Origin of the sequence: Novosphingobium sp., assembly GCF_032093395.1 — a bacterium.
Taxonomy (GTDB): Bacteria; Pseudomonadota; Alphaproteobacteria; order Sphingomonadales; family Sphingomonadaceae; genus Novosphingobium.
On the sequence record NZ_DAMDBA010000008.1, the window covers coordinates 96,087 to 107,838 of the forward strand.

Annotated in this window: 13 protein-coding genes; 8 read left to right on the forward strand and 5 right to left on the reverse strand. The window is 66.6% G+C overall.

Annotation, left to right across the window (positions count from 1 at the left end; translation table 11 throughout):
* Nucleotides 1-177: 177 nt before the first annotated feature.
* The 3 genes from RT424_RS04920 (at nt 178) to RT424_RS04930 (ending at nt 3,223) form a co-directional block, all read left to right on the forward strand.
* The gene (locus tag RT424_RS04920) at nt 178-1,467 is read left to right on the forward strand and encodes an adenylosuccinate synthase (protein ID WP_313434874.1); all 1,290 of its coding nucleotides are present in this window, start codon (nt 178-180) and stop codon (nt 1,465-1,467) included.
* Nucleotides 1,468-1,471: 4 nt separating this feature from the next.
* Complete coding sequence (locus RT424_RS04925) at nt 1,472-1,981, forward strand: murein L,D-transpeptidase family protein (protein ID WP_313434876.1); 510 nt, start codon at nt 1,472-1,474, stop codon at nt 1,979-1,981.
* A gap of 258 nt (nt 1,982-2,239) precedes the next feature.
* The gene (locus RT424_RS04930; protein WP_313434878.1) at nt 2,240-3,223 is read left to right on the forward strand and encodes a sensor domain-containing diguanylate cyclase; all 984 of its coding nucleotides are present in this window, start codon (nt 2,240-2,242) and stop codon (nt 3,221-3,223) included.
* Nucleotides 3,224-3,385: 162 nt separating this feature from the next.
* Here the strand turns inward: RT424_RS04930 and RT424_RS04935 are convergent, their stop codons facing one another.
* Both RT424_RS04935 and RT424_RS04940 read right to left on the reverse strand, forming a co-directional pair.
* Complete coding sequence (locus RT424_RS04935) at nt 3,386-4,174, reverse strand: class III extradiol ring-cleavage dioxygenase (protein ID WP_313434880.1); 789 nt, start codon at nt 4,172-4,174, stop codon at nt 3,386-3,388.
* A gap of 13 nt (nt 4,175-4,187) precedes the next feature.
* Nucleotides 4,188-4,607: a DoxX family protein gene (locus RT424_RS04940; RefSeq protein WP_313434882.1), complete on the reverse strand. Its 420-nt coding sequence runs from the start codon at nt 4,605-4,607 to the stop codon at nt 4,188-4,190.
* A gap of 93 nt (nt 4,608-4,700) precedes the next feature.
* Here RT424_RS04940 and RT424_RS04945 point away from each other — a divergent pair, with 93 nt between their 5' ends.
* Nucleotides 4,701-5,606, forward strand: a complete 906-nt coding sequence (locus tag RT424_RS04945; protein WP_313434884.1) for a LysR family transcriptional regulator — start codon at nt 4,701-4,703, stop codon at nt 5,604-5,606.
* Nucleotides 5,607-5,814: 208 nt separating this feature from the next.
* Here the strand turns inward: RT424_RS04945 and RT424_RS04950 are convergent, their stop codons facing one another.
* Nucleotides 5,815-6,003, reverse strand: coding sequence for a DUF1674 domain-containing protein (locus RT424_RS04950; RefSeq protein ID WP_313434886.1), 189 nt, complete (start codon nt 6,001-6,003; stop codon nt 5,815-5,817).
* Nucleotides 6,004-6,057: 54 nt separating this feature from the next.
* Between RT424_RS04950 and RT424_RS04955 the strand changes: the two genes are divergently transcribed.
* The gene (locus RT424_RS04955) at nt 6,058-7,287 is read left to right on the forward strand and encodes an RsmB/NOP family class I SAM-dependent RNA methyltransferase (RefSeq protein WP_313434888.1); all 1,230 of its coding nucleotides are present in this window, start codon (nt 6,058-6,060) and stop codon (nt 7,285-7,287) included.
* A 192-nt stretch (nt 7,288-7,479) separates the two neighbouring features.
* Here RT424_RS04955 and RT424_RS04960 read toward each other — a convergent pair whose 3' ends face one another.
* Nucleotides 7,480-8,550: a choice-of-anchor A family protein gene (locus RT424_RS04960; RefSeq protein WP_313434890.1), complete on the reverse strand. Its 1,071-nt coding sequence runs from the start codon at nt 8,548-8,550 to the stop codon at nt 7,480-7,482.
* Nucleotides 8,551-8,682: 132 nt separating this feature from the next.
* A complete protein-coding gene (msrA, locus tag RT424_RS04965) occupies nt 8,683-9,228 on the reverse strand; it encodes a peptide-methionine (S)-S-oxide reductase MsrA (protein WP_313434892.1) in 546 nt (181 codons plus the stop codon).
* A gap of 120 nt (nt 9,229-9,348) precedes the next feature.
* Here msrA and RT424_RS04970 point away from each other — a divergent pair, with 120 nt between their 5' ends.
* The 3 genes from RT424_RS04970 to folK are packed head-to-tail and all read left to right on the forward strand — an operon-like array spanning nt 9,349 to nt 11,652.
* Nucleotides 9,349-10,209 (forward strand): methyltransferase, encoded by an 861-nt coding sequence (locus tag RT424_RS04970; protein WP_313434894.1) that lies wholly within the window; start codon nt 9,349-9,351, stop codon nt 10,207-10,209.
* A 13-nt stretch (nt 10,210-10,222) separates the two neighbouring features.
* A complete protein-coding gene (gene aguB, locus RT424_RS04975) occupies nt 10,223-11,086 on the forward strand; it encodes an N-carbamoylputrescine amidase (RefSeq protein ID WP_313434896.1) in 864 nt (287 codons plus the stop codon).
* Between the two features lie 56 nt (nt 11,087-11,142).
* Nucleotides 11,143-11,652 carry a 2-amino-4-hydroxy-6-hydroxymethyldihydropteridine diphosphokinase gene (gene folK, locus RT424_RS04980; protein ID WP_313434898.1) on the forward strand — a complete coding sequence of 170 codons (510 nt, stop codon included), beginning with the start codon at nt 11,143-11,145 and terminating at the stop codon, nt 11,650-11,652.
* Nucleotides 11,653-11,752: the final 100 nt, after the last annotated feature.

The following is an 11,752-nucleotide window of genomic DNA, read 5'->3' on the forward strand; positions in this document are numbered from 1 at the left end:
CCGGGATGACGGGGACTTCCGGCACCACGGCGCGGTCTACCCTTGACGAGCCATGCGCCTTGCCACTAGGGCGCGGGCGAAAAGCCGGGGCGCTTTTGCCCCAACGCAAATCCATATCGCCGAGTCCTGTCGAAGGGCGTTATTGGATCCACCGTGGCAGGGTGGAGGAGTATATCCATGGCCAACGTAACCGTGATCGGCGCCCAGTGGGGCGATGAGGGCAAGGGCAAGATCGTCGACTGGCTGGCAAGCCGCGCCGATGCCGTAGTCCGTTTCCAGGGCGGCCATAATGCCGGCCACACGCTCGTCGTGGGCGAGCAGGTCTATAAGCTCAGCCTGCTGCCCTCGGGCATCGTAACCGGCACGCTGTCGATCATCGGCAACGGCGTGGTGCTCGATCCCTGGCACCTCAAGTCCGAGGTCGAGAAGCTGCGCGGCCAGGGCGTCGAGATCAATCCCGAGAACTTCGCGATCGCGGACAATTGCCCGCTGATCCTGCCGCTCCACCGCGACCTCGACGGTCTGCGCGAGACGGCGGCCGGTTCGGGCAAGATCGGCACCACCGGACGCGGCATCGGCCCGGCTTACGAGGACAAGGTCGGCCGCCGTGCCATCCGCGTCTGCGACCTTGCGCACCTCGATGCGCTGGAGCCGCAGCTCGACCGCCTTTGCGCGCACCACGACGCACTGCGTGCCGGCTTCAACCAGCCGCCGGTCGACCGCGAGGCACTGATTAACGAACTGCGCGAAATCGCGCCTTTCGTGCTCCAGTTCGCCGAGCCGGTGTGGAAGCGCCTGAACCAGGTGCGCAAGGCTGGCGCCCGCATCCTGTTCGAAGGCGCGCAGGGCGTGCTGCTCGACGTCGACCACGGCACTTATCCCTTCGTCACCAGCTCGAACACGGTTTCGGGCACGGCGGCTTCGGGTTCGGGCCTCGGCCCCTCGGCCACCGGCTTCGTGCTGGGCATCGTCAAGGCCTATACCACCCGCGTCGGCTCGGGTCCGTTCCCGACCGAGCTGGAAGACGAGACCGGCCAGCGCCTGGGCGAGCGGGGCCATGAATTCGGCACCGTCACCGGCCGCAAGCGCCGTTGCGGCTGGTTCGATGCCGTGCTCACCCGCCAGTCCTGCGCGATCTCGGGCGTCACCGGCATCGCGCTGACCAAGCTCGACGTGCTGGACGGCTTCGAGAAGGTCCGCATCTGCACCGGGTACCGCCTGAACGGCAAGGTTCTGGACTATTTCCCCAGCCACGCCGCCGATCAGGCCAAGGTCGAGCCGATCTACGAGGAAATGGACGGCTGGCAGGGCACCACCGCCGGCGCCCGTTCCTGGGCCGATCTTCCCGCTCAGGCGATCAAATATATCCAGCGCGTGCAGGAACTGATCGAGACCCCGGTGGCGCTCGTCTCCACCAGCCCCGAGCGCGAGGACACCATCCTCGTGCGCGATCCTTTCCTGGATTGATCCGGTGCGGCGCGGGTTCAGACTCGCGCCGCTCCTGCTTTTGCTCGGCGCTGCGGATGCCGAGCCTGCTCTCCAGCTTCCCACGATTGACCTGATCCGCGTGCGCAAGGCGGCACGGACCATGGAACTCTGGACCGGCGACCGGCTCGTCCACGTAATCGAGCACATCCAGCTCGGCGACGAGCCCACCGGCCCCAAGCGCTTCGAGGGCGACGAGCGCACCCCCGAAGGCCGCTACGAAATCGACTGGGGCAACCCGAAAAGCCGATATCACCTCTCGCTCCACATCTCCTATCCCAGCGCGGCGGACAGGGTCTATGCTGCCGCGCGGGGGCGCTCGCCCGGCGGGATGATCATGATCCACGGCCAACCCAATGCGCTGCGGACGCAGGCGCTTCCCGACGGCCGGGTGCCCGGCGACTGGACCGACGGCTGCATCGCCGTCTCCAACGCGGAAATCGAAGCGCTCTACGAATCCGTGCCGGACGGCACACCGATTGAGATAAGCCCCTGACATATCGCCGGAACATGCCGGCGCGCGCGAAAAATTGATGCAGATTGCACTGCACAGAGGACGACGGGCATTTTCAGGAAGTTAATCCTGCTCTAGGGATGCTTACGTGGATTAGGGAGCCGCTGCCGGGAATCGGCGTGATCGCATGACGGCGGCTCGTGCGCCCTCTCGCGATCGGGCACCGGCGGATCAAGCTGGCGGGTTCCGGTCACTGGATCAACATCGTCGCTTTCGATGCGGCGGGATCGGAACGCCTGAATGCTCCCTCTACCCATCCTCAACGACGAGCAGGGCCGTCTTGCCGCCCTGCGCAAACTCGACGTGCTCGATAGCGAGCCGGAGGAAGCGTTCGAGCATGTCGTCTCGCTGGTGCGGGCCGTGCTGAAAGTGCCGATGGCCGCCGTCACCCTGATCGACGCCGACCGCCAGTGGTTCAAGGCACGCAGCGGCATCGGTGCCACCGAGACGCCGCGCAACGTCTCGTTCTGCACCCATGCCATCCAGCAGAGCGAGCCCTTCCTCATCTCGGACGCGCGGTTGGACCAGCGGTTCGCGAACAACCCCTTCGTCACCGACGATCCCAACGTGCGCAGCTATGCGGGCATTCCGCTGCTGACGCCGGAGGGTTTCAACGTCGGCGTGCTCTGCGCCATCGACGACAAGGTGCGAGACTTCAACGAGGCCGAAGTGGCGATCCTGGGCAACTTCGCCCGCATCGTCATGAACGAGCTGGAACTGCGCCGCATCGCCGAGCGCGACCAGCTGACCGGCGCACTGACCCGGCGCGGCTTCGTGGACAAGGCCAGGCAGGAAATGGACCGCTTCCGTCGCTACGGCAGGCCCAGTTGCCTGGTGCTGATCGACATCGACCACTTCAAGCAGGTCAACGACACCCACGGCCACCCGGCGGGAGATGCCGTGCTGCGGGAGATGGCCGCCACGGTGGTCGGCGCCACGCGGCCGGTGGACTTCCTGGGCAGGCTCGGCGGAGAGGAATTCGCGGTGCTGCTGCCGGAAACGGAAGCCCTCGATGCGCTGGCGGCGGTGGAGCGGTTCCGCGAGACCCTGGCCCAGCACGATGTCGCGCTGCCCGGCGGCGCGACCATCCGCATCACCGCCAGCTTCGGCATTGCGCCGCTGAGCGAGGCGATCGCCACCGTGGAGGACTGGATCGCGGCGGCGGATGGCCCGCTCTACGTCGCCAAGCGGGGCGGGCGCAATCGTTGCGAAATGCTGCATTGAGGCAGCAGCCGTCGTCCCGGACCTGATCCGGGACCGCTGGCCAAGCCGCGCCCAACTCCAGGCAGGGCGACGACCTCACGGCGTTTGGCGGCCTACTGCGAGCCTTGCGCCTAAAGACTGCCAGCGGTCCCGGATCAAGTCCGGGACGACGGGGTGATTGGATCAATCGAACCGAAACGCCGAAATCGCGGTCTTGAGCACGAGGTCCGAATAGACCTTTTTTCCTGCCCCCTGCGCGGTCCCGGCCACCACCATCAGTGGCAGGAGATGCTCCTCGCGCGGGTGGGAGAAGCGGCCGCCGGGTGCCTCCGCCCAATGCGCAAGCGCTTCGGCCCGCACTTCGGCCCCGGCCTCGACGGCTTGGGTGAGCCATTGGTCGAACGCCAGCGACGGGTCCGTAGAGCTCGGATTGCCGTAGCCGCGCATGTTGTGGAAGCTCATGCCCGATCCCAGGATCAGCACGCCTTCGTCGCGCAGCGGCGCCAGGGCCTGTCCGGCCGCAAGATGCCGGGCCGGGTCGAGCGAGCGGTCTAGCGACATCTCGACCACTGGAACCTCCGCCTCGGGCCAGGCGACCTTGAGCGGAATGAACACGCCGTGGTCGTAGCCGCGGCGGGGATCGGGAGCGGCGGCAAAGCCGGCCTCGCGCAGGAGTTGGCTGGCGCGCTCGGCCAGCGCGGGAGAGCCCGGCGCGTCGAAGCGCAAGTCGTAGGTGTGCTGCGGGAAGCCGTAGTAGTCGAACAGCAGTTCAGGGTGCTCGGCGCCGGTGAAGGCGAAGCCCTCGGTTTCCCAATGACCTGAGACGACGAGGATCGCCTTGGGCGGCTCGGGCAAGCGTGCGGGCAGGCCGCGCAGGAATTCGGCCATGGAGGTCCAGTTGCCTTGCGGGTCGGGCATGAAGAAGCAGGGACCGCCACCGTGCGGAATGAAGAAGCTGGGTTGCCGGGTCATGGCCTGGGTTTCTTCAGATGCGCCGCGTCGGCACCAGCGCGTGGGCGCCGTCGCCGATCAGGGCCAGGACAAGGAGGGCGATTGACCAGAAGGCCGGGTATTCCCAGCCGCCGCCCTTGCCGTCGAAAAAGAAGCCGTTGGCGCCATGCACCAGGACGATGGTGCCGAGCAGCAGGGGGATCAAGGCCAGCGCCACGGCGCGGGCATAGATTCCCAGGATCAGCGCCAGGCCGCCGAGCAGTTCCGCCGCCATGGTCACATAGGCGAGCGCCGGAGGCAGGCCGAGGCTGCCGAAGAAGCCGGCCGCCCCCGCGGGTGTGAAGACGAACATCTTGAGCGCGAAATGGGCGAGAAACAGCACGCCCAGCGCCACGCGTAGGATAAAGGCGCCGTAGGGAGCGGTGGCGGAAATGTTGGAATTGGTGAGGGTCATGAGGGAGCGATCCTTTCGGGGCTTTATCTAGACCTTCGCTTCGAAGGTGATAATCATGCAGTTTGTTGAAGAACTTAATACCAAGGGTGTGAAATGGATCGGCTGAAAAGCATCGAGGTCTTCGTCATGGCGATCCGGCTGGGCGGACTTTCGGCGGCGGCGCGCGATCTGGCGATGTCGCCTGCGATGGCGGCCAAGCACCTCAATGCGCTGGAGCAACGCCTCGGCGCCACTCTGGTCAATCGCACCACGCGGCGGCTGGCCCTGACCGAGGCGGGCGCGGCCTATCTCGACAAGGCCGAGCGCGTGCTGACCGAGCTGGACGAAGCCGATGCCGAGGCCATGGCTCGCTCAGCCTCGGTGGAGGGCCTGCTGCGCGTCTCCGGCCCCGCGGCTTTCGGCAGCGCCTATCTGATGGAGCTGGTGACCGACTTCCACGCCCGCCATCCGGCCGTCACCGTGGAACTGGGCCTCAACGACCGCGTCGTCGATCTGCTGGAAGAGCGCTGGGACGTGGCCGTGCGGATCGGGCGACTGGCGGACAGCAACCTCGTCGCACGCAAGCTGGCCCCGGTGCGCATGGCGATCTGCGCCGCCCCCGAATATCTGGAACGGCGCGGCATACCGCGGTCTCTGGACGACCTCGCGGCGCACGACTGCCTCGGCTACACCCTCGGCAGCGAGACCGGGGCCACGCGTCGGAGCTTCGGGCGGGACGGCACCCGGCCGGTGGCGGTGCGGGGCGCACTTCATGCCAACAATGGGCAAGTGCTGGCGCAGGCGGCGATGGCGGGCATGGGCCTTGTCTACGGCCCGCGCTTCTTCGTGGACCGCGCTATCGCCGAAGGGCGGCTGGTAGAACTGGATCTCGGAGTCGAACTCTACGACCTCGGCGCAATCCATGCCGTGACTCACCGCACACGGCGCCCGGCCGCCAAGACGCGGGCGTGGATCGATTTCCTCGTGGATCGTCTGCCGGGCATGGCGCGGGATTGGTAGACTGGGGAAGATCAGGTGCATGCGGCATCGTCGTCCCGGACTTGATCCGGGACCGCTGGCCGAGCCACGCCTCGTTTGAGGGCTGGCGCTTGTGGCTCCGTTGAAAGGCGCTTGTCTTCAAGCGCCTGCCTGAAGGATTGCCAGCGGTCCCGGATCAAGTCCGGGACGACGGGATTTCTTCCAGTCCGGCGACCCGGCGACCCGGCGATCAGAAGTCGATGGCGATGCCGTTGCGTACCCAGTCGCCGTAGCGGGTGGGAGAAATCCCGTCCGGGTCCTGCTCTTCCGCGCCGTCGCCGCCCTTCGCCGCCTCGGGCGAAGGCGCTGGCGCGGGGTCGTTGGTCCAGTGGGCGGGCTTGGTGAAGCCGTCCGGCCGCTTGGTGGCGCGCTGTGTCATGGTGACCATGTGGTGGAGGTGGCGTCGAAACGCAATCCGCTATAGGGGCTTGCCATGGACATTCCCGGCCTTCCGGCGCGCCGTGCCGCGCTCAACCTTATCGATGCCGTGCTGCGGCGGGGCGAAACGCTAGACCAGGCAGGCGGCTCCGCGCTCGCGCGGGTGGGCGGAGACGCCGACCGGGCGCTCGCCCGCGCCATCGCCGGCGAAGTGCTGCGCTGGCGCACGGATCTCGACGAACTGATCGACAGTGCCACTCGACTGCCGCTCGCCCCCGACGCGAAGGCGCGCGCGGTACTGCAGATCATGCTCGCGCAAGTGCTGCGGCTGGAGACGCCCGCCCACGCGGTGATCGCCACCGGCCTGCCGCTGCTGATGGGCGGCCCGCGCCGTCTGGCGCACGGCGTGTTCTCCACCCTGACCAAGGGCGAGGTCGCGCTTCCCGAAGTGCCGGCCCTGCCCGAGGATGTGGCGGGGCGCTGGGGCGCTCGCGGGGAAGCGATCGCTGCCGGTCTGGCCGAGCCGCCGCCGCTCGACCTGGTCCTGCGCTATCCCGAGCAGACCGCCGAATGGGCCGAGCGTCTCGGTGGCACCTCGCTGATGCCGGGCCATGTCCGGTTGGCGCGCGGCACCGCCGTCGAGCACCTCGAAGGCTTCCGTGACGGGGCCTGGTGGGTGCAGGATCTCGCCGCCAGCCTGCCCGCGCGGCTGCTCGGCGTGGGTGAGGGGCGCAAGGCGCTCGATCTCTGCGCTGCACCGGGCGGCAAGACGCTGCAATTGGCGGCGGCAGGCTGGCAGGTCACCGCGCTCGACAATTCCAAGCGCCGCCTCGAACGCCTGCGCGATAATCTCAAGCGCATCGGCCTCGAAGCCGAAGTGGTGCAGGCCGATGTCCTCGCCTGGGAGCCGGAGGAGCGGTTCGACGCCATTCTGCTGGATGCGCCCTGCACTGCCACCGGCACCGCGCGCCGCCATCCCGACGTTCTGCACCGCATCGGCGAGCGACAGATCGAGGAAATGACCGCGCTTCAGGAAAAGATGCTGGAACGCGCCTCGGGCTGGCTCAAGCCGGGCGGGCAACTGGTCTACGCGGTCTGCTCGCTGGAAGTGGAAGAGGGCGAGGATCAGGCGGACAAGGTCGGGCTGACGCCGGTGCCGGTTGCGGCTTCGGAACTGCCGGAAGGGCTGGAGCCGAGCGCCGAGGGCTGGGTGCGGACCGATCCGGGGATGCTGGCCGAAGTTGGCGGGCTCGACGGGTTCTTTGTGGGGCGGTGGCAGAAGTAAGGGGGAAGACCCGGGGGATGATCCCCCGGACCCTCGGAATGTCGACCTTGCGCGCGCCCAATCGGTAGTGCGCTCCCTGCGGCGCAGCCATCAAGTCTCCCGACGCCGCCATGGGCGCGGAACGGGTAGGTCGTGCTCCTCCCTCGACAGTAGCGGGGTGCAGGGGCGATGGCCCTGCCTCTACCTTTGTTCTTAAACCGCGACCGCGCGCCGACGACGCCAGAACACCAGCGCCCCCAGGCCCAGTGTGAAGAGGCCGATCATGCCCGGCTCCGGCACGTCGGTCGCGCCGCCGGAAGACCCGCCCGAGCTGGTCGACGAGCCCGACCCGCCCGGCGTATAGCCGCCGGTGTAGGTGCCGACGTGCATCTCACCGTTCTGCACGAGATTGCCGAACACCGCGGAGCCCTGGATGTAGTTCGCCGTCGTCGCATCGGCGCCGGGTGCGAGCACCGAACCGCCCCAGGCGGTGGTGAGCGACAGGTTCTCGGCCTCGTGGAAGTTCCAGACCACCTTCTCGCCGAGGTTGTTGGTGCCGCCGAGGAAGTTGTCGTCCAGCCTGATCGATTTGCCCGAGACGTTGACGATCGCGGTGTCGGCGCCGTTGAGGTTGAACTGGATTTCGCCGATCTTGTCGAGGTCGGCGGCGGAGATGTTGAACACCGCTACGCCGTTGGCACTGGGCTGGGCGTTGAAGGTGCCGCGATTGCCGCTTATCGTCAGCTGGCTGTTGGCCGTTTCGGTGCTCATCGCATGGCTGAGGCCTTCCATCGAGGTTTCGATGAGGCTCTTCTGCTGCGAGAGGTTTTGCGCGAACTGCGGATTGCTTGCGGCGAGGCCGGAGGTCACGGTGTTGTTGTTGACGTTGGTGTTGCTGATCGTGCCGCCCACCTGCACCGTCTGCGCCGCGCCGTTAAGGTTGAGGCCGCTGTTCACGTTGCCGCCTACGATCGCGCCCGCGCCGTTGTTGAGGTTCTTGTGGCCGCCGTTGACGTCACCCACCACGGTCAGGCCGGGCGTGCCCGTCGATGAAGGGGGCAGGGTAGTGATCTGGTAGTTCGACGAATTGCCGTCGAGATTGCCGCCAACGAACGTGCGTCCTTCGACCTCGGAAGAGGAGGTGAGATCGCCCAGCACCACCAGGTTCCAGGTCTTCAGCACGTCGATCCCGGCGATCATGCCCGAGGAGGCGAGCACGGGGCAGGCCGCGAAAGCGACGGCGGCAACAGCGACGGAAAGCGACAGCTTGCGGAGACGGGACATGATGGGACTCGCCAATGGAACGGATCGATAGGCGAGCTAAGTACTTGTCCGGGAAGGTTTGGATATGGTTCGTTTCGCCGTGTCTCATGGTGAGACACGGCGAAGCAAATGTTTTAGAGGCCGTTATTCAGGTCAGCCCTTGACCTTGTTCTGGAAGCTTTTGCGCAGCTTCATCAGCTTGGGCGGGATCACCGCCAGGCAATAGGGATTGCGCTGGCCTTCGCCGTCCCAGTATTCCTGGTGATAGTCCTCGGCCGGATACCACTCGTCGTTCTGCTTGCCGTCCGCGAAGCCCTCGATCGTGGTGACGACCTTGCCGCCGTTGTCCTGGTTCGAGCGGGTGACGGCCGCTTCGGCCTCGGCCGCCTGGGCTTCGTCCAGCGGGAAGATCGCCGAACGATACTGCGTGCCCACGTCGTTGCCCTGGCGGTTGAGCTGCGTCGGGTCATGGGTGCCCATGAACACGTCGAGCAGATCGCCGTAGGACAGCACGGAAGGATCGTAGTGCACCTTGATGGCCTCGGCATGACCGGTGTCGCCACCGCAGACCTGCTTGTAGGTGGGGCTCGGCACGGTGCCGCCGATATAGCCGCTTTCCACGGAATCCACGCCGATGACGTCGCGGAACACCGCCTCGGTGCACCAGAAGCACCCGCCTGCAACGATTGCCGTTTCCATTGTCTTGCATGTCCTCATGAGGGGAGATTTTGTCGCTAGATAGGTACACTTGAGTGGCTTGTCATTGGGCGGGCGCAAACTAGGTTCATGACCATCCACCCATCCCACGGGAGAATCGACATGCGCCGCGCCCTCATCGCCCTTTCGTCCCTTCTCGGCGTCATCGCCATGCCGAGCGCCGCCAGCGCCGCCGACGAAAAGACTGAGGCCGAAGCCTGCAAGGGCTGCGAGGCGCTGCTCGAACTCGCCGCCTCCAATCCTTCGCGCAAGGACGACCGCGCGCGCGACAAGTATCGCCATCCGGTGGAGACCCTGAGCTTCTTCCGCGTCGCCCCGACCATGAAGGTGGGCGAATATGCGCCGGGCGGCGAATGGTACTCGCGCTTCCTGGGCCTCTATCTCGGCCAGCAGGGGCATCTCGTGGGGCTCTACTTCAATCCCGACGCACCGGCGTTCAAGCCCGAGACGAAGGACGGCATCCGCAAGGGCGCGGCGAGCTATCCGGCGGATGTCGCCAAGTTCACCGGCCTGCCTGCCGACAAGTTCGCCGCCTACACGCTCGGCGCCATACCCGAAGGCGAGAGGGGCACGTTCGACGTCATCATCGTGCCGCGCATGATGCACAACCTGCTGCGCTGGAACATCGCGGGCAGCGAATTCGCCGCCATGCGCGACCTGCTCAAGCCGGGCGGCCTGGTGGGGATCGAGCAGCACCGCGCCCGCCCCGATGCGCCGGCCGATTATGCCGACGGATCGAAGGGCTACTTGCGCGAGGCCGACGTGATCCGCTTCATGAAGGACAACGGCTTCGACCTCGTCGCCCAGTCCGAGATCAGCGCCAACCCGAAGGATACCGCGAACTGGCCGGACGGCGTCTGGACTCTGCCGCCGAGCCTGGCGCTGAAGGACAAGGACCGTGAGAAGTACCTCGCCATCGGCGAGAGCGACCGCATGACCCTTCTGTTCCGCAAGCGAGGCTGATAAAGGCCGCCGCATGACCCAGATCACCGTCGCCGCGCTCCAGCTCGCGCTCAATTCCGCCGACGAGCGCGAGAACATCGCCGCCGTCTCCACGCTGGTCGAGGAAGCCGCCGCCAAGGGCGCGCAGATCGTGCTGCCCCCCGAGCTGTTCTCCGGCCCGTACTTCTGCAAGACGGAGGAAGAGGAACTTTTCGCGATCGCCCGCCCGACCGCCGAGCACCCCTCGGTGATCGCGATGAAGGCGCTGGCGGCAAAGCTGAAGGTGGTCATCCCCACCAGCTTCTTCGAGCGCGACGGCCACCACTACTACAATACCCTGGCGATGATCGGCACCGACGGCGAGATCATCGGCACTTACCGCAAGAGCCACATCCCCGACGGCCCCGGCTATGAGGAGAAGTACTACTTCCGCCCCGGAAACGACGGGTTCAAGGTCTGGGACGTACTCGGCACCAAGGTCGGCGTGGGCGTGTGCTGGGACCAGTGGTATCCCGAATGCGCGCGCGTGATGGCGCTGATGGGCGCGGAACTGCTGTTCTATCCCACCGCCATCGGCTCGGAACCCTACGACGCCACGCTCGACACCAGCCGCATGTGGCGCCGGGCGATGATCGGCCATTCGGTGTCGAACTGCATGCCGGTGATCGCCGCCAACCGCATCGGCGTCGAATCGGAATGTGGCACCGAACAGACTTTCTACGGCCATTCGTTCATCACCGACGAATGGGGCGATTACGTCGCAGAGTTCGGCAAGGCGGAAACCGGTGTGCTGGTCTCGACCATCGACCTCGCGCGGGCCGCCAAGCACCGCGCGGGCATGGGCTTCTTCCGCGACCGGCGCCCGCAACTCTACACGCGCATCGCGCAGGATATTTGATACAAGCCCCTGTATCTAAGGCATATAGTTACGGCATAATCGGGGGGGCATCGAACTTGGCCAGGCATCACTATCTCGTCGCGCTCGGCTCCAACATGCGCCACCCGCGCCACGGCGGCCCTCGCAAGGTGCTCGCCGCGGCGCTGGCGGCGTTGGATAACGGCAAGTACGAGGTCATGGCCGCCTCGCCGGTGATCGAAAGCGCGCCGATCGGCCCCTCGCGCCGCCGCTATGCCAACGGCGTGGCCGTGGTGCGCAGCAAACGCGAACCCGACGAGATGCTGCACAAGCTGCACAAGATCGAACACAAGTTCGGTCGCCGCCGCCAGGGCCAAGCCTGGGGATCGCGGGTGCTGGACCTCGATCTCGTACTGTGGAGCGGCGGCCCCTGGGCGGGGGGAGAGGGCGAGGAAAGCCTGATACTGCCGCACCCCGCCTTCCGAACGCGCGACTTCGTCCTCGGCCCCGCCCGCCGGATCGCCGGCCCCTGGCGCGACCCATTGACGGGTCTTACGATCAATCAGCTTCATGCCCGCTTGACCAAGCCGCGCCCTGCCCCTAGGTGACGCCTTCACAGCCGCTTCGCCGGCTGATCCCGGCAACGGGGGCCCTTAGCTCAGTCGGTAGAGCAACTGACTTTTAATCAGTAGGTCGCTGGTTCGAACC